General features: G+C 43.9%; 19 protein-coding genes. 12 read left to right on the top strand and 7 right to left on the bottom strand.

All coding sequences use genetic code 11. The features are described 5' to 3' along the window. Positions 1 to 121 precede the first annotated feature (121 nt). From AAHH42_RS03850 to AAHH42_RS03835, 4 genes are all read left to right on the top strand, one after another. Positions 122 to 937: a MetQ/NlpA family lipoprotein gene (locus tag AAHH42_RS03850; RefSeq protein ID WP_072549923.1), complete on the top strand. Its 816-nt coding sequence runs from the start codon at positions 122 to 124 to the stop codon at positions 935 to 937. Positions 938 to 1,163: 226 nt separating this feature from the next. Beyond that, positions 1,164 to 2,903, top strand: a complete 1,740-nt coding sequence (locus tag AAHH42_RS03845; protein ID WP_342221716.1) for a proline--tRNA ligase — start codon at positions 1,164 to 1,166, stop codon at positions 2,901 to 2,903. A gap of 95 nt (positions 2,904 to 2,998) precedes the next feature. Continuing rightward, on the top strand, positions 2,999 to 4,276 hold the full coding sequence (waaA, locus tag AAHH42_RS03840; protein WP_072549925.1) for a lipid IV(A) 3-deoxy-D-manno-octulosonic acid transferase: 1,278 nt from the start codon (positions 2,999 to 3,001) through the stop codon (positions 4,274 to 4,276). A 315-nt stretch (positions 4,277 to 4,591) separates the two neighbouring features. Beyond that, positions 4,592 to 7,201, top strand: coding sequence for an autotransporter outer membrane beta-barrel domain-containing protein (locus AAHH42_RS03835; RefSeq protein WP_342221715.1), 2,610 nt, complete (start codon positions 4,592 to 4,594; stop codon positions 7,199 to 7,201). A gap of 8 nt (positions 7,202 to 7,209) precedes the next feature. On the opposite strand, the gene AAHH42_RS03830 is transcribed toward AAHH42_RS03835, so the two are convergent. The 6 genes from AAHH42_RS03830 to cyoA are packed head-to-tail and all read right to left on the bottom strand — an operon-like array spanning position 7,210 to position 13,440. Next, a complete protein-coding gene (locus AAHH42_RS03830) occupies positions 7,210 to 8,598 on the bottom strand; it encodes an MFS transporter (protein ID WP_342221714.1) in 1,389 nt (462 codons plus the stop codon). A 19-nt stretch (positions 8,599 to 8,617) separates the two neighbouring features. Next, a complete protein-coding gene (gene cyoE, locus AAHH42_RS03825; RefSeq protein WP_072549927.1) occupies positions 8,618 to 9,505 on the bottom strand; it encodes a heme o synthase in 888 nt (295 codons plus the stop codon). Positions 9,506 to 9,518: 13 nt separating this feature from the next. Then, a complete protein-coding gene (locus AAHH42_RS03820; RefSeq protein ID WP_342221713.1) occupies positions 9,519 to 9,884 on the bottom strand; it encodes a cytochrome o ubiquinol oxidase subunit IV in 366 nt (121 codons plus the stop codon). Then, positions 9,885 to 10,514, bottom strand: coding sequence for a cytochrome o ubiquinol oxidase subunit III (locus AAHH42_RS03815; protein ID WP_072549929.1), 630 nt, complete (start codon positions 10,512 to 10,514; stop codon positions 9,885 to 9,887). It abuts the gene before it with no gap. Then, positions 10,504 to 12,495 carry a cytochrome o ubiquinol oxidase subunit I gene (cyoB, locus tag AAHH42_RS03810; RefSeq protein ID WP_072549930.1) on the bottom strand — a complete coding sequence of 664 codons (1,992 nt, stop codon included), beginning with the start codon at positions 12,493 to 12,495 and terminating at the stop codon, positions 10,504 to 10,506. The genes AAHH42_RS03815 and cyoB overlap by 11 nt, the downstream gene beginning before the upstream one ends. A gap of 3 nt (positions 12,496 to 12,498) precedes the next feature. Then, positions 12,499 to 13,440 carry a cytochrome o ubiquinol oxidase subunit II gene (cyoA, locus tag AAHH42_RS03805; protein ID WP_072549931.1) on the bottom strand — a complete coding sequence of 314 codons (942 nt, stop codon included), beginning with the start codon at positions 13,438 to 13,440 and terminating at the stop codon, positions 12,499 to 12,501. A gap of 676 nt (positions 13,441 to 14,116) precedes the next feature. Between cyoA and cgtA the strand changes: the two genes are divergently transcribed. Further along, positions 14,117 to 15,229 (top strand): Obg family GTPase CgtA, encoded by a 1,113-nt coding sequence (cgtA, locus tag AAHH42_RS03800; protein ID WP_342221712.1) that lies wholly within the window; start codon positions 14,117 to 14,119, stop codon positions 15,227 to 15,229. Positions 15,230 to 15,309: 80 nt separating this feature from the next. Here the strand turns inward: cgtA and degP are convergent, their stop codons facing one another. Beyond that, positions 15,310 to 16,752, bottom strand: a complete 1,443-nt coding sequence (gene degP / locus AAHH42_RS03795) for a serine endoprotease DegP (RefSeq protein WP_072549933.1) — start codon at positions 16,750 to 16,752, stop codon at positions 15,310 to 15,312. A gap of 356 nt (positions 16,753 to 17,108) precedes the next feature. Here degP and mtnN point away from each other — a divergent pair, with 356 nt between their 5' ends. The 7 genes from mtnN (at position 17,109) to uvrD (ending at position 23,681) form a co-directional block, all read left to right on the top strand. Beyond that, positions 17,109 to 17,822: a 5'-methylthioadenosine/S-adenosylhomocysteine nucleosidase gene (gene mtnN / locus AAHH42_RS03790; RefSeq protein ID WP_072549934.1), complete on the top strand. Its 714-nt coding sequence runs from the start codon at positions 17,109 to 17,111 to the stop codon at positions 17,820 to 17,822. Between the two features lie 32 nt (positions 17,823 to 17,854). Then, positions 17,855 to 18,655 (top strand): vitamin B12 ABC transporter substrate-binding protein BtuF, encoded by an 801-nt coding sequence (gene btuF, locus AAHH42_RS03785; protein ID WP_425286322.1) that lies wholly within the window; start codon positions 17,855 to 17,857, stop codon positions 18,653 to 18,655. A 229-nt stretch (positions 18,656 to 18,884) separates the two neighbouring features. Beyond that, positions 18,885 to 19,043 carry an LPS translocon maturation chaperone LptM gene (gene lptM, locus AAHH42_RS03780; RefSeq protein WP_072549936.1) on the top strand — a complete coding sequence of 53 codons (159 nt, stop codon included), beginning with the start codon at positions 18,885 to 18,887 and terminating at the stop codon, positions 19,041 to 19,043. A gap of 15 nt (positions 19,044 to 19,058) precedes the next feature. After that, a complete protein-coding gene (gene dapF, locus AAHH42_RS03775; protein ID WP_072549937.1) occupies positions 19,059 to 19,883 on the top strand; it encodes a diaminopimelate epimerase in 825 nt (274 codons plus the stop codon). A 13-nt stretch (positions 19,884 to 19,896) separates the two neighbouring features. Continuing rightward, on the top strand, positions 19,897 to 20,613 hold the full coding sequence (locus tag AAHH42_RS03770) for a DUF484 domain-containing protein (protein ID WP_072549938.1): 717 nt from the start codon (positions 19,897 to 19,899) through the stop codon (positions 20,611 to 20,613). Continuing rightward, the gene (gene xerC, locus AAHH42_RS03765; protein WP_342221711.1) at positions 20,607 to 21,509 is read left to right on the top strand and encodes a tyrosine recombinase XerC; all 903 of its coding nucleotides are present in this window, start codon (positions 20,607 to 20,609) and stop codon (positions 21,507 to 21,509) included. The genes AAHH42_RS03770 and xerC overlap by 7 nt, the downstream gene beginning before the upstream one ends. A 9-nt stretch (positions 21,510 to 21,518) precedes the next feature. Beyond that, the gene (gene uvrD, locus AAHH42_RS03760) at positions 21,519 to 23,681 is read left to right on the top strand and encodes a DNA helicase II (protein WP_342221710.1); all 2,163 of its coding nucleotides are present in this window, start codon (positions 21,519 to 21,521) and stop codon (positions 23,679 to 23,681) included. The last annotated feature ends 6 nt before the right edge of the window (positions 23,682 to 23,687 follow it).

The raw sequence follows: 23,687 nt of genomic DNA, 5'->3' as shown, positions 1-23,687 counted from the left end.
TCAATGAGCATGTTGGGCACATTTTTGACGAAATATCGGAGAGCACCACAGATTTCGAACAGGTTCTAAGATCGTATTGATCCCTAACCTACATCAACTTATGTCAAATGGAGAAAAATCCATGTCTATAAAATTAAAATCTGTCACAGCAATCAGCATATTAATCGGTTCTTTGGTTCTTGTGGCCTGTGGACAAAAAGAAAAAGATCCCAACAGCATTAAGGTCGGCGTTATCAGTGGTTCTGAGCAGCAGGTAGCGGAAGTCGCTAAAAAGGTGGCTAAGGATAAATACGGTCTGAATGTAGAACTTGTGGTTTTTAATGATTATGTTTTACCCAATGAAGCACTCAGCCAGGACGATATCGACGCTAATGCTTTCCAACATAAACCTTATCTGGATCAACAAATTAAAGATCGAGGTTATAAACTGGTTGCGGTTGGTCATACTTTTGTTTACCCCATTGCTGGTTACTCAAAAAAAATCAAATCACTGGATGAGCTACAATCTGGTTCACAAATAGCGCTGCCTAATGATCCCACGAATCTCGGTCGTGCCTTATTACTGTTGCAAAAACAAGGTTTACTAAAACTCACAAACGACGTTGGCCTGCTTCCTACTGTTTTAGATGTGATTGATAATCCTAAAAATCTAAAACTCGTCGAATTGGAAGCTCCTCAGTTACCACGTTCTCTCGATGATCAGCAAATTGCCTTAGCGGTCATTAATAGCACTTACGCTAGCCAGATTAATCTAACACCGGCTAAAGATGGTTTGTTTGTCGAAGATAAAGATTCACCCTATGTTAATTTGATTGTCGCTCGTGCAGATAACAAAGAGGCAGAAAATGTGAAAAAATTTGTCCAGGCCTATCAATCTGACGAGGTATTCACTGCGGCTAATAAAATCTTTAACGGCGGTGCAGTAAAGGGCTGGTGAACGTCACTCACGACGATTTCGACCAGAATCAACAATTTTTATGTTTAATTATCAGACTTCTTGTAAAACCGGAGCGAATGCTGTGAGGTCAAGGCACCTGGAGCGCAGCGACCGCAGTGTACAGACGAGTACATGAGAATTGCGAGCACCACGTAACACAGAATGCGCAGCACGTAACCGGTTTTGCAAGAAGTCTATTTTTAGTTTTTATGGAAACCAACACATCATGCGTACCAGCCGATATCTACTTGCTACACTGAAGGAAACTCCTGCCGATGCTGAAATCATCAGCCACCAGATGATGCTGCGCGCCGGCATGATCCGTCAACTGGCTTCAGGGCTTTATACTTGGCTGCCAACCGGTATCCGGGTGTTGAAAAAGGTCGAAAATATTGTACGTGAAGAGATGAATAAGGCGGGTGCGATCGAAGTTTCCATGCCCATGGTACAACCGGCAAGTCTCTGGCAAGAAACCGGACGTTGGCAACAATATGGTGCTGAGCTGCTGCGTTTTGTTGATCGTAATGAACGGCATTTCGTACTCGGCCCTACCCACGAAGAGGTGATCACCGATTTCATTCGTAATGGTATTCGCTCGTATAAACAATTACCCCTTAACCTTTTTCAAATTCAAACCAAGTTCCGTGATGAAGTACGGCCACGTTTTGGCGTAATGCGCGCTCGTGAATTCCTGATGAAAGATGCTTACTCTTTCCATACCACGAAAGCATCCTTGCAAGAAACTTACAACGCCATGTACGCCGCATACAGTAAAATTTTTACTCGTATCGGCTTGGATTTCCGTGCGGTACTGGCCGATACCGGTTCGATTGGTGGTAGCACTTCTCACGAGTTTCAGGTATTGGCGGACAGTGGTGAGGATGATATCGTTTTCTCAACCGAATCCAATTTCGCGGCAAATATTGAACTGGCTGAAGCAGTAGCACCAACGCAGACACGGGCAGTCGCTACTGAAGACTTGCGTATTGTTGACACACTACATGTAAAAATCATCACCGACCTGGTAACGCAGTTCAAAATGCCAATCGAGAAAACAGTAAAAACGCTCTTCGTACGCGCACATGAAACGGAAGCAAACGGGCATAAACTGATTGCGTTGTTGCTACGTGGTGATCATCAACTCAATACAATAAAAGCAGAGAAACTGCCTCAGGTTGCCGTTCCACTCACTTTTGCCAGTGAGCAAGAGATCCACGAATGGGTAAATGCAAAACCGGGTTCTTTGGGGCCAATTAATCTGGCATCCTCGTCCATTGTCGTCGACCGCACTGTTGCCGTGATGAGTGATTTTAGTGCGGGGGCTAATATTGATGGTAAACATTATTTTGGTATCAATTGGGATCGTGATTTGCCGCTACCACAGGTGGCTGATATCCGTAACGTGCAAGAAGGTGATGCCAGCCCTGATGGGCAAGGAACCTTGCAGATTAAACGCGGCATCGAAGTCGGCCATATCTTTCAACTGGGCAATAAATACTCAGAAGCGATGAAAGCGACGCTACAATGTGAAGATTGCACTAATCAAGTGATAACAATGGGTTGCTATGGTATTGGTGTGTCCCGTGTGGTTGCTGCTACTATTGAGCAACACCACGATGATCGTGGCATTATTTGGCCGGATGCGATTGCTCCATTTCAAATCGCTATCATACCAATCATCAATATACACACTTCTTCTCGGGTGAAAGAATTCGCGGAACAATTGTATGAAACCTTAGTTAATCAAGGTATCGAGGTTATTATCGATGACCGTCAAGAACGGCCAGGTGTGATGTTTGCCGATATGGAATTGATTGGCATACCACATCACGTAGTGATTAGTGATCGCACTTTAGAGAAGGAAGAAGTGGAATATAAAAATCGCAGTGCCCATAAAAAAGATAAGCCAGAAATGATATCAAGCAGTGAGATTGTCGATTTTATAATCAAAAAAATCAAACAATAGTGCCTTAAAATGATACGACTTTATCTACACAGGTTAATTAAGATATTGCTGCATGTTAACGGCATACCACAATCGACAGCTTCGCAAGGAACCTCATGTTACTGCGTTTATATCAGATACTGTTTTACCTTATTCAACCATTAATCTGGCTACGTCTGCTATTACGTAGCCGTAAAGCTCCCGCTTACCGTCAGCGCTGGGGGGAACGTTATGGTTTTTGTGCCGGTAAGGTAGCGGCTAAGGGCATTTTGCTGCATTCCGTTTCAGTGGGTGAAACACTGGCAGCTATTCCGTTGATCAAAGCCTTGCGTCATCATTACCCTGATATGCCGATTACAGTGACCACCATGACCCCCACAGGGTCTGAACGGGTAAAATCCGCTTTGAATAACGAAGTTCATCACGTCTATTTACCCTATGATCTTCCTTGTGCCGTAAACCGTTTTCTTAATCAACTTAATCCCCATTTAGTGATTATTATGGAGACTGAGTTATGGCCAACACTCATTCATGCGTTGCATCGCCGATCTATCCCGTTAGTCATTGCCAACGCACGTCTTTCGGCGCGTTCAGCGGCGCGTTATCAGAAACTAGGCCATTTTATTCGTCAGATGCTGCAACGTATTACCTTGATTGCCGCACAACATCATGAAGATGGAGAACGTCTTATCTCCCTGGGATTGAAGCGCTGCCAACTTAGCGTCACAGGTAGCCTGAAATTTGATATTGCCATCACACCCGAGCTAGCCACTCGTGCCGCTACTTTACGCAGCCAATGGGCGTCACATCGACCAGTATGGATAGCCACCAGTACCCACGATGGTGAAGAAACCCTATTATTGGCCGCGTATCGTAAATTGTTGTCAACACATCCAACCCTATTACTGATTTTGGTACCACGGCATCCTGAACGTTTTCCCACAGCAATAGAACTAGTACAAAAAGCCGGTTTAAATTATATGCTACGTAGCCGTGGTGAAATCCCCTCAGCCAGTACTCAAGTGGTTATCGGCGATACCATGGGTGAACTCATGCTGTTGTATGGCATCGCCGATATCGCTTTTGTCGGGGGAAGTCTAGTAAAACACGGTGGACATAATCCATTAGAAGCCGCCGCCCATTCCATACCCATCCTTATGGGATCACATACTTTTAATTTTAAAGAGATTTGTGCCAAGCTGACAAAAGCGAAAGGGCTGATTACCGTCACTGATACCCTATCGTTAGTACAGAAAATGAACTTTTTACTCAATGATAAAAATCGCCTTTTTTATCACGGCCAGCAAGCTGTTGACGTTCTGTATAAAAATCAGGGAGCATTGCAGCGTTTATTACATTTGCTAGTCCCTTATTTACGCCCGCATAACCATTAGACTTCTTGCAAAACCTACTATGTGCTGCGAATTTTGTGTTATAGGGTGCTCGTGATCCTCATGTACTTGTAGCGTGAAATTACTGCGCTCCAGATACCTTGACTTCACAGCACTCGCTACGGTTTTGCAAGAAGTCTATTAAACTTTTGACAAACATATTCTATTTCTATCCATTCATGGCCGATTATAACAAGTTTGCCATTCAGATTTAAATTTGCATTTTCACGCATTTTTTACCATCTATTTAATAACGGTAAAAAAAACGGGCGTTTGTGTCGTTTATATGAAATATATTTTTTTATAAATGGGATGCTTATGAGAAGCCCAAATCTTGGATTATTCAATTTTTCTATTATCGCAACCTTGAGTGGTCTATCCTTCTCTGTGGTGGCAAACACCGGTAATGTAGAAAATACGATTATTACTTCACCAATGGTAACAGGATGCATGCTGAAGACTGATAACTCAAGTGTTACTGTGGATTCATCAGGATCGATATCCATCATTTCAAATACTAATAGAACCAGCCAGGGAGTGGGTATATTAGCAACAGGCGATACCACTTTTGGCAAAATAATCAATCATGGAAAAATAATGGGAGCAGGACAAAGTAGAGGTATTGAGATTGAAGAAGGTGCAACAGTCAATGCTATAATCAATACAGGAGAAATAACGACCGAGGGGCATGGTATTGAATTAGGTTTTAATAATAGCCTCGCTACTGTTAATCGAGGAACGGAAGAATTCGGTATTTATAATAGTGGATTAATAAAAACATCAAGAAGTATTTGGAGCGATGAATCAGGAATACGCATTCATAATCAATCTAAACTTGATGGCCTTTTTAATTCTGGGACCATCTCTGGATATCAGCACGCTATTTTTGTCAGCGATACCGAGGGTACCATCAATAATAATATTGTTAATAATGGTAGTCTCTCAGGCGAGTCACTCCATGGAATATATAATATCGGTAAAATTGATGGCATTATCAATCAAAACTCCATTGCAGGTAAAATGGATGGTGTCAGAAATGAAGGAAGAATAAAAAACATTAATAATAGCGGAAGTATCACCGGTGAGCAGACAGGTATAACCAACGAGGGTACTGTTGATTCCATTGTGAATACCGGTACTGTTGGCAGCACCCGTTATGCCATTAACAATACGGGTACAATTACTGACAGTATAGATAATTACGGAAGATTAAATGGGAATGTTGAATTATCTCATGCTACCCTTAATCTGCTGCGTAACGCTTCTGTTTCAGGCATCATTAACGGTAATAGTGGATCGGCCATTACCGTCGGCACAAACGTACTACCAACGAATTATACTGCCAATGATCATGCCTCCGTTGGCAAGGTTTCTGTTACCTCTGACAGTGTTCTGACATTAGGAAAAGAGATAATCTGGTCTGCTAACGGTGCAGATGGCATCACTATCGATGGTGACCTTCTCTTGAATGAACAAAGTACTTTTAGAGGGAATAGCACGAATAATAACAAAATTTTTCTGATAGGCCATTCAGCGAATATTGACGGTAACCTAATGAATAATAGATCCCTTATCCTCAATCCTCATACTGTCAGTACAGGAAATACGTTAAACATCACTAGAAATTATACCGGAGAAACTGACAGTACTCTTTTTTTAGCAACTGTTCTCGGTGATGATAATTCTTTAACAGATAAACTGATCATCGACGGAGATGCAAACGGTACTACTACCGTACATATTACCAATATCAATGGTAAAGGTGCTCAAACTCAAAATGGAATTGAAATTATAAAAATTAATGGCGCTTCCAATGCTATTTTTTTGCCAGGAGGGCGTATTGTTGCTGGCTCCTACGATTATAACCTGGTGAAAAAAAATGCTAATTGGTATTTAACCAGCACTGATACCACAGAACCGAAGATTAATCCCGTCGAGCCGGAAATTAATGAGCCAATAAAAGAGCCAATATTAAGACCTGAAGTCGGTGGTTATCTGAATAATATTACAATAGCTAATACCATGTTTAATATGCGCTTGCATGAACGTCTCGGTGAAATGCAATACACGGATTTTTTGGGTAGTAAAGAAAAGATCACCAACCTGTGGTTTCGTAGCACTGGGGGGCGTAGCCTTTATTCCGATAAAAGTGGGCAAATTAGCACTCAAGCCGATCGTTATGTTTTTCAGATAGGCGCGGATATTGCACAGTGGAGTTCTGATGGTGATGATCGCTTGCACTTGGGCATTATGGCCGGGCATGGCAATAACAGTGCATCTGCCCTGTCAAAGGTGACAGGCTACCAAGTGAAAGGAGGAATCGAAGGTTACAGTACGGGGCTATACACCACTTGGTACGCCAATCAGCAAGATAAATCCGGCCCGTATCTGGACAGTTGGGTTCTTTGGAATTGGTTTAATAACTATATTAGTGGTCATGGATTGCCAAGAGAAAATTATAGAAGCAAAGGGATCACAGCCTCACTGGAAACCGGATATAGCTTTCACATTGCAGAGGTAGGGATACACAGTTACTGGTTACAACCTCAAGCTCAAATTATCTGGATGAACGTTAAAGGCAATACACACTATGAAGCTAACGGAACCCGTATTACACATTCAGGGCAAGGTGATATCCAGCTACGCCTTGGTACGCGTGTTTATATGCGTGCTCATCATGATGTTACACGTGGCCAATTCCAGCCTTTCATTGAAGCGAACTGGTTTAATAACAGTCAAAAGCAGAGGGTTTCCATGGATGGCCTGAATAACAATATTGTGGGAAGCAAAAATAGTGGAGAACTGAGGATCGGAGTGGAAGGATATACTCCTACAGGCACCCAAATATGGGGTTCTTTTGGACAGCAGTGGGGCAACTATAACTATAAAGATACGCAGGTCATTCTCGGGATAAAATACAGTTTTTGAAAATGAATTCACAGCACTCGCTGCGGTTTTGCAAGAAATCTATTAGCTAATTGTTCTAATTGATGGCGAGTCGTTTGTCTTGTATCCACCTTCACGTAGACACTTTGTTCTGCTCTCACCACCACTGCTTCAGTGACGCCAGGCTGATTTCTGAAGCATTTTTCCAAGGTCGTATCTTTCATGGCTGCTGCAGAAAGTACAATACGCAGGCTACTGACATAGGGCGGTTCTTGCATGGTACAACTGACAGTAAACCATAGTAAGGCGATAATCGCACCACTCGCAAACACCGTTCCAGCCCCAGCAATCCCGAATATCCAGCCCCCCAAACTGCCACCGACAGCCACACCAATAAATTGGCTGGTAGAGTAGACTCCCATGGCCGTACCTTTGTAACCAGCAGGAGATTCTTTGCTTATCAGTGAGGGTAAAATAGCTTCCATCACGTTGAAAGCAATAAAGAACAGTTGCATACCGATAATAATTAGCCAAAGATGCTGCCTGGCACCCCAGAGTACGATCTCGGCAATCAGGAGTATAGCTACGCAGCTGATAAAAACCCGCCTCATATGTCGTTTAGTTTCAGCATAAATAATAAAAGGTACCACCGTCGCGAAAGAAATCAACATGGTTATCAAATAAACATATCCATGTTGCTTAGGCACCAATCCGGCGCTTTCCATCACATGTGGCAAGGCAATAAAACTCGACATCAATAAAATATGCAGGCACATAATACCGAAATTCAGTTTTAGTAACCGACGGTTGTTAAGCACTTTAGTGATACTACCTTTGACGATACTTGCTTCTCGATTGAGAACATGGACACTGGTCGCAGGAACGACAGTTAGGGTAATGATAATGCCAAGTAGGGCGAGTAGGGCAATACTCCCAAACAGGGTATGTAGGCCGAAAGCATGGGTAATCATGGGGCCAAGAAGCATAGCAATAGCAAAAGTAATACCAAAGCTGATACCGATAAGTGCCATCGCTTTAGTCCGATTTTGTTCGCGGGTCAGATCAGAGAGTAACGCCATCACTGCCGCTGCGATTGTGCCAGAACCTTGCAATGCACGCCCTAGTATAATGCCCCAGATAGAATCGCTTAATGCCGCAATGATACTGCCAAGTGTGAAAACCAGTAGCCCAAAGACGATCAGAGGTTTACGACCGATACGATCAGAGATCAATCCAAAAGGGATTTGAAAGATCGCCTGAGTGAAGCCGTAGATACCGATAGCAATGCCGATAAGTGCTTCGCTGGCACCGTTCAGCGCCATACCATAGGTAGTGATAACCGGCAAAACCATAAACATGCCGAGCATACGCAGTGAAAAAACAATTCCTAGCCCCCAGGTGGCACGTAGCTCTAGCGACGTCATTTTATTATCGTTCATGGGGTTCACAAGAAATTTATTAGCTGACATTAACCAGTAATGCGGTAGAAGCAGTTACATTGAAATCGACAGACATCATGATGCTGAGTGAGGTAATCGCAATTATCGAAAAAATAAACAGTTTTTTTGCCCATATACCATCATTGCCTGTTTTATAACCTCGCAATGCCATGCCCAACCACCAAAGGCTCACGGCAGCAGCCACAAAAAGATAGCTATACCCCGCGTAGCCACTTAATGTCAGCATTAAAGTAGCTAGCATAAATGCCAAAATATAGAGTGTGATATGGTTTTTAGTGACAGCGATGCCTTTGATTACCGGTAAAACGGGAATATTTGCTGCCTGATAATCCTTGAAGCGAAAAATAGCAATCGCGTAGGAATGTGGCATTTGCCACAAACTAAAAATCGACAATAGGATAAAAGCACCGGTATCAAGTTTGCCAGTGACGGCACAATAACCAATAACAGGAGGAGCCGCACCCGATAGACTACCGATCAGCGTGCCGTAGACTGAATGACGTTTCATGTAAAGGCTATAGACCACAACATAGATGACAAAACCCATCACTGCCAACACCATTGCTAATACATTAGCCACAAAATAGAGTAATAGCATACCGGCAATACCCAGTGCTGAGGCATAGATCAGGCTTGTCTTCGCATCGATCAGACCCATCACCAAAACGCGGTTCTTCGTCCTTTCCATGATGCCATCAATATCACGGTCAATATAATTATTAAATACACAACCGGAGGCAACCACTAAGGAGACACCAAGAAGCGTCGAGAGAAATAGAGGATAATCAATCACGCCCTTGGCTGCGAGGAGAAATCCTCCGATGACAGAAATTAAATTGCCAAAGATAATGCCTGGTTTAGTAACCTGCAAGTATTGCTTAATCATCAGAGGCTACTCATTACTCAACCATCATGTTGATGTTGAGGTTATACATAATCCAAAGTGAGCCGATAACAACAATAGCGATAATGATAACGGTAAACACAAAAGCCACCAAATTCCAACGCTCTGCTGAAGATCCATTCATATGCAGGAAGTACACCAAATGTACGATAATCTGCACTAAAGCCAAGGCAACCACCACTGTCAGAATGATGCTATGAGAGGCGCTATCATTCATTACCATAGCAAATGGAATAACGGTCAGAATAACGGAAAGCACGAAGCCAATCAGATAAGATTTTAAGCTTCCGTGGCTGGCACCAGTGTGATCAGTTTCAGCATGATCACGATTGCCAATACGGTCGTCAGTAGAAACACTCATTTACATGGCTCCTAACAGATAAACAACGGTGAATACACATATCCATACTACATCGAGGAAATGCCAAAACAGGCTCAGACACATTAACCTGGTTTGGTTCGTTGCACTCAAACCACGTTTTGTTATTTGGATTATCATGATAATGATCCAAACCAGACCGACGCTCACATGAATACCATGAGTTGCTACCAATGCGAAGAAGCTTGACAGGAAAGCACTGCGATCAGGACCATAACCTTCAGCAATCAGCTCATGGAATTCAAAAATTTCCATTGCTACAAAACCCAACCCAAGCAAAAAAGTCAATGCCAGCCACAGATTAACCTGGCCTTTACTGCCTTTATTCATTCCAAGCATCGCAATGCCGTAGGTAATACTACTAAACAATAACAAGAAGGTTTCTATTAACACAAAACGCAGATCAAAAATATCTTTACCTGAAGGCCCCCCTGCGGTGCTGTTGACTAAAACTGCATAGGTTGCAAACAATGTCGCAAATAAAATGCAATCGCTCATCAGGTAGATCCAGAAGCCAAATATTTTTGTAGCTCCACTATCATGATGGCTATGCTCTGCATGAGCCATATTATTATGGTTGAAACTATGCTGAGTCAGAGATTCAGTTGACATGATTCACGCCTGCTTTGCTGATTTGTTCATGATGTTGATTTTCAATATGTTCGATTTCATCAACAGGTACATAGTAATCGACATCCTCATCGAAACTTTTCGCGATCCAGGTGATAACCATGCCAGCAAAACCAATAGCCGCTAGCCACCAGATGTACCAAATCATGGCAAAACCAAAGATTAAGCTGAAGCCAGCAATCACTACACCGGCACCGGTATTTTTAGGCATATGGATTTCTTCATATTTTGCTGGGCGTTGGTACGCTTTACCTGTCTCTTTCATATGCCAGAATTCATCACGCCCGTGAATACGGGGAACTGTAGCGAAGTTATAGAATGGAGGAGGAGAAGACGTTGCCCATTCTAGTGTACGCGCTCCCCAAGGATCACCAGTCAGATCGCGATTTTGTTCACGGTCACGGATACTGACAAAAACCTGGATAACCTGACACAAAATACCACAGGCGATAAGCACGGCACCGCCTGCCGCTACCATCAACATCGGATGGAATTCTGGGTTAATGTCTTGGCTTAAACGGCGGGTCATTCCCATAAAACCAAGGACATACAGAGGCATAAAAGCGACGAAGAAACCAATCAGCCAAAACCAGAATGCGCGGATACCCCATTTTTCATTCAGCGTAAAACCAAAAGATTTAGGGAACCAGTAAGTTAGACCTGCGAAACAGCCAAATACTACACCACCGATAATGACATTATGGAAGTGAGCAATCAGGAACAGACTGTTATGCAAGACAAAGTTGGCACCTGGCACCGCCAACAACACACCGGTCATACCACCGACAGAAAAGGTGACAATGAAACCAATCGTCCACAACATGGCTGAGTTGAACTGGATGCGACCTTGATACATGGTGAACAGCCAATTGAAGATTTTTACCCCCGTTGGAATAGAAATAATCATGGTAGCGATACCGAAAAAGGCATTGACATTGGCACCTGATCCCATAGTAAAAAAATGGTGCAACCAAACAACAAACGACAGTACGGTAATAACAATGGTTGCCCACACTAATGAAGTGTATCCAAATAATCGTTTTTTCGAGAAGGTGGCAGTGACTTCGGAAAATATGCCAAATACAGGCAGCACCAAGATATAGACTTCTGGATGCCCCCAGGCCCAAATCAGGTTGATATACATCATCATGTTGCCACCCATATCATTGGTAAAAAAGTGGGTACCTAGATAACGATCTAGTGTTAGCAACGCGATGGTTACGGTCAAAATAGGGAAAGCAATGATAATCAAGATGTTGGCACAAAGCGCAGTCCAGGTGAAAACCGGCATTTTCATCATCGACATTCCGGGTGCACGCATCTTCAGGATGGTGGCGAAAAAATTAACACCGGTCAACAGAGTACCCAGACCTGAAATTTGCAAGCTCCATATCCAATAATCGACGCCTACGCCCGGGTTATACTCTTTGGCAGACAGTGGCGGATAGGCCAACCAGCCAGTTTGCGCGAATTCACCCACACCGAGGGAAATATTGATTAATAGCACGCCAACGACAAATAACCAGAAACTTAAAGAATTCAGGAACGGATAGGCGACGTCACGCGCACCTATCTGTAATGGTACGACCACATTCATGAGACCGATGACAAAAGGCATCGCCATAAAGAAAATCATAATCACGCCATGGGCAGTGAAAATCTGATCGTAGTGATGAGGTGGCAAAAAACCTGCTTCCCCTGCAGAGGACAACGCTTGCTGACTGCGCATCATAATCGCATCGGCAAAACCACGCATTAGCATGACCATAGCGACGATAATATACATGATACCGATTTTTTTATGATCAACCGAGGTCAACCATTCACTCCACAACCATTTCCATTTACCGAAATAAGTTAAAAAAGCCGTCAGTGCCAGTCCAGCGGCTATAATCAACGCGACGGTTATCATAACGATTGGTTCGTGAAACGGCACCGCTTCAAGTGTTAATTTTCCCAGCATCGTTTATTCCTCGGTTCCTGTGTGAACCTGTTCACCTTTGTGTATGCTTTGATGCATCTTGTCACCCATCGGCTCGCTACTATGCATGTGCATATCACCCATAAATTTATTAATTGTTTCTTTGAACAGCGCGGGTTTTACACTGGAAAAATAGTCAACGGGGTTATTTTCGCTCGGTTGCGCTAATTTATCGAAATCATCAGTATTATTCAGGGTGTGCGGCGATGCTTTTACTTGTGCGACCCATCGGTTGAAATCTGCTTCCGTCGGTGTAGCGATAGCAGTAAATTTCATTCCTGAAAAGCCTTCACCACTATAACTACCGGAAATACCTTTGTATTTACCGGCTTCATTAGCAATAAGATGCAATTTGGTCTGCATCCCGGCCATCGCATAAATTTGCCCACCCAACTGAGGAATAAAAAACGAGTTCATTACCGAATTAGAGGTGATCTTGAAATTTAGTGGAACATGAGTCGGGAACGCTAATTCGTTGACAGTAGCAATACCTTGTTCTGGGTAGATAAACAACCATTTCCAGTCAAGAGAAATCACTTCAATAGTGATAGGTTTTTTATCACTAACCAATGGTTTATAGGGATCAAGTTCGTGACTGGTTCGCCAGGTTATTACTGCTAGGATAGCAATGATAATGATTGGCACTGACCAAACAACGACCTCAATTTTGTTAGAATGAGACCAATTGGGAGTGTAAGCAGCATTTTTGTTGCTAGCGCGGAACTTCCAGGCAAAAGCAAAGGTCATAAAGATAACCGGAATGACGACAATTAACATCAAACCTGTCGCTGTCAGTATTAGCTTTTTCTGCTCAACCCCGATGGCACCTTTGGGATCCATCAAAACAGTGTCGCAGCCACTTAGCATTACCATGGCGGCAAATAAAGAAAATATCCCTATACTTTTAATGTAACTCTTACGTCTCATCTAACGACCTCAATGACAAAATAACGCTACCAGACCTCTTTTGAATCCCCTCGTTGACTTTATACCGCCGGTCAGCAGATAGAGGCCTATTGTCGCTTTCACCTGTGCCGGCATTTTACGGCAAGGTCGTTAGACTGTAAACATACCTGATCTGCTATCAACGGCTGATTGACCGGCTCAATCAAGATGATCATCAGTATCACTGATACCTGTTAACTGACTAACCGTTACAATAACTTACTAATAGCAGTAAGGAAAAAGTAACTAGTATTAATAAAGAAATGATACCAACTTGCGTTTGGTTAAGGTTAACTCCTGATTTTCAGTTATCCCAAATGTGCCATTACTTATCAAAAAAAGCAGTAATTAACCAGCTTCTTACCTCCACTCTCAGAGCCTGTTACAAATCCTTTTCGCTGTGTCCAAACGAGGAAAAAATGGGTGAAAAGGCGTAGTCTACTCTTTATAAAAAAAGGGAATAAATAAGCATTTTGAGCTTATTTTTGACGAGTCGTTTGACCAAAACACAGCGAGCACAAGAGATTTCGAACAGGTTCTAAGATATACTTCACGGAATATAGAATAGACTTCTTGCAAAACCTACTAGGTGCTGCAAATTCTGCTGCCAGTTTGATAGGCTCTCTGTACCCGATAACTGATTTACGGAGAAAGTAAAATGAAGTTTGTAGATGAAGCCATGATCCTCGTTGTGGCCGGTGATGGCGGTAACGGCTGCGTCAGTTTTCGTCGCGAGAAATACATCCCGGATGGAGGGCCTAACGGAGGGGATGGCGGTGATGGCGGTAATGTTTATCTACTCGCGGATGAGAATCTCAACACCTTGATCGACTATCACTTTGTAAAAGCGTTTCGTGCCGAGCGTGGTCAAAACGGTCAAAGTTGTGACTGTACCGGCAAACGAGGTAAGGATATCACCCTTAAAGTGCCGGTGGGTACCAGGGTATTAGATCAAGGTACCGGTGAAATCCTGGGTGATATGTTATGCCACCAGCAGAGTTTGATGGTAGCGCAAGGAGGCTTTCACGGACTGGGTAATACACGTTTTAAATCTTCTGTTAACCGTACTCCACGCCAAAAAACGATGGGAACAACCGGAGAAGCACGTGATTTGACCCTGGAACTTTTATTGTTAGCGGATGTTGGCATGCTAGGGTTGCCTAATGCGGGTAAATCTACTTTCATTCGTGCCGTTTCTGCCGCCAAACCGAAAGTGGCCGATTACCCTTTTACTACTTTGGTACCGAGCCTTGGTGCTGTTCGGATGGATCATGAGCAAAGTTTTGTCGTCGCTGATATTCCAGGGCTAATTGAAGGGGCCTCAACAGGTGTAGGTTTAGGGATCCGTTTCTTAAAACATCTGGAGCGTTGCCGTCTGTTATTACATTTGGTCGACATCGCACCGATAGACGGTTCTGATCCAGTTGAAAATATCAATATCATTATTAACGAATTACAGCAATATAAGGTTGATCTTGTCAACAAACCACGTTGGTTAGTCTTCAACAAAACTGATTTGCTAGACAAAACAGAAGTCGAAGAACGCGCAAAAAGCATTACCGCCGCGCTAGGATGGCAAGAAAAATATTACATAATATCGGCGGCAAATCGTAGTGGTGTTCATGTGCTATGCTGGGATGTAATGAATTTTCTCAATACACAGCAAAAAGACTTAACAATCGAAAAAGAATCAACGGAAAAGGTTGAGTTTATGTGGGACGACTATCATCGCGAGCAGCTAGCAGGCTTTGGGACCAACAACGGCTCTTAAGCCTATTCGAAATCCATTACACTCACGAATACTTCATCAAAAATCAGAAGGTGGGCAAGGCGAACCCTGCCCACAGGCGGTCATTGTTGTGCTAAAAGATAAATATCATTCTCACCACGACGAATACGTAACGCTAAGATCTTGGGTTCTCCGTCGAGTATTTTACGTAAATCTGCCAAATTCTGCACTCTTTGCTGGCTGATCGCCATGATAATGTCATCTTTTTTCAGGCCAATACGAAAGGCTGCAGACCCCGGTTTTACCTCACCGATTTTCACTCCTGGAGAGCTAGTGGCATTACTTAATTCCGCTCCCTCAATCCCCTTATAAAGCGTACCAGAACTGACGCGAGCCTGAGAACCCTGTTCCAGGGTGATATTAATGGTAATAGGTTTGCCATCACGCAACAAACCCAACGTCATTTTTGTCCCAATGGGTAAACTGCCTATCTCAGCACGGAAAGAGGCGAAGCTGTTGACCGGTTTATTATTCAATTTGACAATCACATCTCCGGCTTTAATACCCGCCTTAGCAGCAGAAGAATTCGGTAACACCTGGCTAATAAAAGCCCCCTTTTGTGCATCTACTCGCATGGCTTTCGCCAATTCTGCATTAAGCTCGGTACCCATAATCCCGAGTTCGCCTCGTTTTACCTGACCGAATTCCACCATTTGAGCCGTCAGATTTTTTATCATGTTGCTTGGAATGGCAAAACCGATACCAATATTGCCACCATCAGGGGCGAGGATCGCCGTATTAATACCAATCAGTTCACCCTGCAAATTAACCAAAGCGCCACCCGAATTACCCCGGTTAATCGCTGCGTCGGTTTGGATAAAATTTTCGTCATTTTCCAAATTCAGACCACTGCGCCCCAACGCAGAAACAATACCGAATGTCGCGGTTTCTCCCAAACCATAAGGATTACCAATGGCAACGGTATAATCTCCCACTCGTAACTTATCCGAATCGGCCATTTTCATGGCTTTCAGATTTTTAAAGTCTTTCAATTGCAGCAGAGCAATATCAGTGCGGGGATCTTTACCAATGATTTTCGCATCGTAGTGACGACCATCGCTCAATTGCACTTGAATTTTACTCGCGTGCTCCACCACATGGTTATTGGTGACGACATAGCCCTTATCTGCATCGATCACTACACCCGAGCCCAACGCCTTAAAATTTTTTTCTATTGGCTGGCTATAACCCCTTTGATTACCCCCGCAGAAAGGCGAGTTCTGGAGTGGAGAATCTTCTTGGCAAAAGGGAGAAGCGTCGCCAAAAAACTGCGATGATCTCTGGTCTCTCTTAACAATGGTACTGCCTTCAATATTAATGCTGACCACTGCAGGCATTACGTTCTCTAGCATCGGTGCTAAACTTGGCAACACTTGCCCGCTGCCTGTCTGGCTATCTCCTATCTGATTACTGGAAAGGGGTCCTGCAGCAGTGGCTACAACTGGCATGACAACTAAACTTATACTCAATGCCAATGTACTGAACACTAAAATGGTTTTCTTCATAAATCGATTTCTCTAGAGATAAAATAAAATTAGCGGATGATTTGACCTACTTGCTTAGTCATACCTTGTATGATTAATTCTTCGACCCGAAGTTCATTAGAACCTGTTCGAAATCTCTTGTGCTCACCGTGTTTCGCTCAAGTCATTCGTCAAAAACACGCTCAAAATGCTCATTGACTCCCTTTTATTATATACAAAGAGTAAACTGCGTTTTTTCGCCCGTTTTTTCCTTGTCTGAGCGTCGCTCAAGAAGATTTGGAACAGGTTCCGAAAGCAGACCTCTTGCATAATGTCTCTCTTTCAAGCCAAATACAGGCGATATATTAATCTAACCTTGGTAATTAGCGAACAATACGATGAAAATAGCCATTATTGGTGCCATGAAACCAGAAATAACCCTACTGCGTAACAAGATTGACAACTGTCAAACTCGATCGTTGCAAGGATTTGAAATTTATACCGGTCAGCTCAACGGTGTTGAAGTGGCTTTGCTGCAATCAGGTATCGGTAAAGTTTCAGCCGCGATCAGTACTTCCTTATTACTTAATCATTACCAGCCGAATTACGTCATCAATACCGGTTCCGCCGGGGGATTGGCGAGTAATCTCAAAATCGGCGATATCGTCGTCTCTAAGGAAGTTTGTTACCACGATGTGGACGTGACGGCATTTGATCATAAACTCGGTCAGATACCCGGTTGTCCCGCTACTTTTACCGCAGATAACCGGCTGATTACATCGGCAGAAAAAGGTATTGAACAGTTAACGTTACCGGCGCGGTCAGGTCTAATTTGCAGTGGCGATGCCTTTATTAACGGCGCTGAGCCTTTAGAACGCCTTAAAAAACACTTCCCGGCAGCAATCGCCGTAGACATGGAAGCGACGGCTATTGGGCATGTGTGTCATCAGTTCAATATACCCTTTGTAATAGTGCGCGCGATCTCCGATGTTGCCTGTCAAAAATCACATCTGAGTTTTGACGAGTTTTTACCGGTAGCAGCGCAACAGTCTAGCCGATTAGTTGCCAGCATGTTATCAGATTTAGCTCAACAGTCTCCTGCTGCTGCATGAAACTAAAAGTGCTTTCCAAGTGTGAGAGCGTCATTCTTTTTATTAGCCTGCTAATCACGGCCTCACTGGTATTCCCCCTGAGTGCGGCTGAGCGAGTAATCAGCCTCGCTCCCAGCACTACCGAGTTGGCTTATGCGGCCGGATTGGGTGATCAGTTAGTGGCGGTCAGTGACTATTCCGACTACCCGGCATCAGCCAATAAACTGGAACGGGTTGCTTCCTGGCAAGGGATCAACGTCGAGCGAATTTTAGCGTTAAAACCTGATCTTATCCTCGCCTGGCGTGGTGGCAACCCACAACGCTCATTGGACCAACTGGCGGCTTTCGGCATTCCTATTTTTTATTCCGATCCCCATAGTCTCGAGCAAATGGTACAAGATTTGGAAAAACTGGCTGTTTACAGCCCTAATGCTAAACAGGCCTATCAGGCTGCCGCGCAAATTCGTCAGCAAATTGCCGCACTATATCAACAATATGGCCGCCATTCTCAACCACTTCGGGTCCTACTGCAATTTGGCACTCAACCTCTATTTACCAGTTCAGGTAACACCTTGCAAAGTGAAATAGTGACACTCTGTGGTGGTAAAAATATTTTTGCGGATAGTCAGATACCCTGGCCGCAAATTAGCCGTGAACAAGTTTTGCGACGTCGCCCTCAGGTGGTGATTATTAGTGGTCAACCATCGCAAGCCAAAAACATAAAAACCTTTTGGCGACCACAACTTGAGCTACCGGTGATTGTACTCAATGAAGACTGGTTTAATCGCACCAGTCCACGTATCCTGCTGGCTGCTAAACAACTCTGCTCTCAACTGGCTGTTATTCCCTCCTAAGAACCTGTTCGAAATCTCCTCTTCTTATTACTGATACTTCATCAAAAAGGGATAAAAATGCTCATTTACGCTTTGTAAACTGCGCTGTCTCATCCCTTTTTTCTTCGTCTGAGTGTCGATCAAAAAGATTTAGAATAGGCTCTAGAATACCCCTGAGTGGTTTTACTTGCTTTTAATGATCGAGCTGCCGATTATAGAGAGCATAGATGAATAAATTACAGGCATCACTATGATGAAAAAACAACAACGTTGGCTGCTGATCACGATAATATGGGTTGGATTGGTAGGTTGTGGATTAAAAGGGCCACTTTATTCGCCTCCCGCTGTGATACAAAAAGTGGAAAAAGTAAAAATAGCAACAGCGCATCCTGATTTAGCCCGTCAGTAGCTAGCGGAGTATGATATGCAGTTCTCCAAAATGCATGGTCTTGGCAATGATTTCATGGTTGTCGATGCTGTCACTCAGAGTGTTTATTTTTCACCAGAACTTGTCCGTCGCCTGGCAGACCGACATACTGGTGTTGGTTTTGATCAAATGTTAGTGGTAGAAGCGCCTTATGATCCTGAGCTGGATTTTCACTACCGTATTTTCAACGCAGATGGTAGCGAAGTCTCTCAATGTGGTAACGGTGCGCGCTGTTTTGCCCTATTTGTACATCTTAAAGGATTGACAAAAAAACGGCATATTCATGTCAGTACACAAAGCGGACGTATGGTATTGCATATAACCGATGATGAACAAGTTTGCGTCAATATGGGTGAGCCTGTGTTTGCTCCTCAGGCTGTTCCTTTTCGCGCGGCAAAAGCTGAAAAAACCTATATTTTGCGCACCACTGAACATACTGTGCTTTGCGGCGTGGTTTCTATCGGCAATCCGCACTGTGTGCTACAGGTAGAGGATATTTCAGTTGCCGATGTGGCATTACTGGGACCAATACTAGAGAATCATGAACGTTTTCCGCAACGCGCTAATATTGGTTTTATGCAGGTAGTCAGTCGGGAACGTATCTGCTTACGTGTTTATGAACGTGGAGTCGGTGAAACCAAGGCTTGTGGTAGCGGTGCCTGTGCAGCTGTCGCCGTTGGTATTGAGCAGGGGCTATTGGGTGAGAATGTTGATGTACAGATGCAAGGTGGTAGTTTGCGCATTAATTGGCAAGGTGCAGGTCATCCATTATATATGACGGGACAAGCTGCCCATCTCTACGACGGATTTATTCATTTATAACGAGTTTCAATGTATGAATAATTATCAAGAACAGACAATAACGGACATCGAGCTAAATGATGAGCTTGTTATGCAATATTTATTACAGAGTCCCGATTTTTTTATTCGTAATGCCTCTTTAGTTGAAAAGATACGTATCCCTCATCCGATGAAGGGCGGTATTTCTCTCGTCGAATGGCAATTGAGACGCCAGCGCAATGAAATCAAACAGCTACAGGAAGAAATTACTTTATTGATGGAATATGCGGGTTTAAATGAAATGCTGTGCAAACGTTTGTTACAGCTACAGGCAGACTTAGCCATCGCCAGTACTCTGAGAGACATGTTAAAACGTTTACAACATTGGGCACGAACATTCGGTTTGTTAGATGCCCATGTGCGCCTGTTCAGCGATCGCTGGCAGTTAAATACACCTTTTGATGTGGCGAATTTGGCGCTGTCACGGCAGATCTTTGAACCCTTACGCCGACAACGATTGTCTGAAGAGCAGCACTTTCTTGGTAGTCTAAATGAAACTGAGTTACAGCTGCTCTTGCCACAGGCACAGCAGGTAGGTTCTGTGGCTTTATCTCTGCTCGGAGACAAGGGGGATCTCGGTGTAATTATATTCAGTAGCCACGATAGTCAACATTATCAGCAAGGCATGGGAACGGTGATACTGCATCAAATTGCCAAATTTTTACCCGGATTATTGACACGTTGGATAGAACGGACGTCCACACCATGCTAACGATGCTACAGCAACCAGTTAATAACTTTTTGCATTATCTCAAGGTTGAACGTCAACTCAGTCCATTGACGGTGGCTAGCTATAGCCGTCAGTTGCAAATACTCATCAAGATGATCGATCAACTAGGGATCAAACAATGGGAAATGCTAGATGCTGCGGGGGTTCGTAAGTTGCTGGTACAGAGCAAACGTGCTGGCTTACATGCTTCTAGCCTGGCATTACGTTTTTCTGCATTGCGTAGTTTTCTTGACTACTTAGTAACACAGAGGATATTGCAGGCTAACCCGGCAAAGGGCATCACAACCGGGCGTAGTGGGCATCATTTACCAAAAAATATTGATGTCGATGAAGTCGATCGCTTACTGGATATCGAATTACAGGATCCTTTAGCGATCCGTGATCGCACTATGCTTGAAGTGATGTATGGTGCGGGTTTACGGCTTGCGGAATTGATCGGAATGGATTGCCGACATGTGGATCTGATCGAAGGCGAAGTTTGGGTACTGGGCAAAGGCAGTAAAGAGCGAAAAGTGCCTATCGGGATGACAGCAGTCACCTGGTTACAGCGTTGGCTGCCTTTGCGTGATCTCTTCGTTCCACAAGATGATGCTATTTTTTTAGCCAATACCGGTAAACGTATCTCACCACGTAATGTGCAAAAGCGTTTTGCTGAGTGGGGAGTGAAACAGGGCGTAAACAGCCATATTCATCCACATAAGTTACGTCATTCTTTTGCTACCCATATGCTGGAATCTTGCGGTGATTTACGTGCCGTACAAGAACTGCTCGGGCATGCCAATTTGTCTACTACGCAAATTTATACCCATCTTGATTTTCAACATTTAGCAACAGTGTATGATGCTGCCCATCCGAGAGCGAAACGAGGTAAAAACTAAACAGTGCTTATGGACGATTCTTATCTACTTGACAGTTTGAATGAAAAACAACGCGAAGCCGTGGCAGCTCCTCTAAGCAACAGGTTGGTACTGGCAGGTGCCGGTAGTGGTAAAACCCGCGTATTGGTGCATCGTATCGCGTGGTTATTATCGAAAAAAAAAGTATCGCCCTTTTCTATTATCGCGGTCACTTTCACCAATAAAGCAGCCGCCGAGATGCGCTACCGTATTGAGCATTTACTCGGCGATGGCAACAATAACCATAGCATTTGGATGGGTACTTTCCACGGACTGGCACATCGGCTATTGCGGATCCATCATTTGGATGCCAATCTGCCGCCGGATTTCCAGGTGCTCGATAGTGACGATCAGTTACGTTTAGTCAAACGTATCGTCAAAGCTCTTAATCTGGATGACAAAAAATGGGCACCACGTCAAGCCATGTGGTACATCAATAGCAAAAAAGAAGCCGGATTACGTCCACAACATATTGAAGATTACGGTCACTTGGCAGAAGCCACCTGGTTGAGTATTTATCACGCCTATCATCAAGCCTGTGACAGGGGTGGATTGGTCGATTTTGCAGAACTGCTGCTGCGGGCCCATGAATTATGGCTGCATAAACCAGATATCCTGAATCATTACCAACAGCGTTTTAATCATATTTTAGTCGATGAGTTTCAGGATACTAACAGCATTCAGTACGCCTGGATCCGCTTATTGGCCGGAGATCAGGCTAATGTGATGATCGTCGGTGATGATGATCAATCGATTTACGGTTGGCGTGGGGCGCAGGTTGAAAATATTCAACGTTTCTTACAGGACTACCCTGCTGCAGAAACCATTCGATTGGAACAAAATTACCGTTCCACCGGTAATATCCTGACGGCGGCTAATACGCTGATTGCCAATAACAGTGAACGGCTAGGCAAAAATCTATGGACGCAGGCAGCCATAGGGGAACCTATTGCTCTCTATGCCGCCATCAATGAATGGGATGAAGCCCGTTTCGTCGTTAGTCGGATCAAAGTTTGGCAAGAAAGAGGAGGTTTACTAAAAAACTGTGCCATTTTGTATCGCAACAATGCGCAATCACGGGTATTGGAAGATGCACTTCTACACGCCACTATGCCGTATCGTATTTATGGCGGTCAGCGTTTCTTTGAACGTCAGGAAATAAAGGATGCCTTGGCTTATCTGCGCCTAGTTTGCAACCGTAATGATGATGTTGCTTTTGAACGGGTAGTGAATACACCGACGCGGGGTATTGGCGATCGCACCTTAGATATACTGCGCCAACATGCGCGCGACCAACAGTTGACCCTGTGGCAATCCACCACGACACTGTTACAGAATAACGTGTTGGCAGGTCGTGTCGCCGCGACACTCCAACGTTTTATTGAACTGGTGGAAGCATTGGCACATGAAACCGCTAATTTGCCGTTACATAAACAAACTGATCAAATCATTCACGATTCCGGTCTATGGTCAATGTACAAAGAAGAAAAAGGTGAGAAAGGTCAAGCCCGGATTGAAAACCTTACAGAACTGGTAACGGCAACCGAACAATACCAACACGAAGATTTAGACATGTCACCGTTGTCAGCGTTTCTTTCTCATGCTGCGTTAGAAGCGGGTGAAGGACAGGCCGATCCTCACCAGGATGCGGTACAATTGATGACACTTCATTCCGCCAAAGGTCTAGAATTTTCGCAAGTATTTATTGTCGGCGTGGAAGAAGGTATATTCCCTCGCCAAATATCGTCGGATACAAGTGGACATTTGGAGGAAGAACGCCGCCTCGCCTATGTTGGCATCACCCGTGCGATGCAGAAACTGACGTTAACTTATGCGGAAAGCCGTCGTTTCTATGGTAAAGATGTAAAACAGCCGCCTTCTCGTTTTATTGATGAACTCCCGTCAATCTGTATCGAGAGAGTTCGATCACGTGCTACGGTTTCTCGTCCGTTTAAAAATTATTCGAGGGATCCTTCCCTACATAAAGACGATAACGATTTTACCGTAGGTCAACGTGTACGCCATCCCATATTTGGTGAAGGCACGATAGTGCAACTAGAAAATAATGATGAACAAAAACGGGTACAAGTGGCCTTTCCTGGTGAGAAAGCAAAGTGGCTGGTAGTGGCCTATGCAAGATTAGAGAAGTTATAACCCTGC

The organism is Candidatus Fukatsuia endosymbiont of Tuberolachnus salignus, from assembly GCF_964030845.1.
Taxonomy (GTDB): domain Bacteria; phylum Pseudomonadota; class Gammaproteobacteria; order Enterobacterales; family Enterobacteriaceae; genus Fukatsuia; species Fukatsuia symbiotica.
The sequence above is the reverse complement of the archived record's forward strand: the minus strand, read 5'-3'. Positions and strand labels throughout refer to the sequence as shown.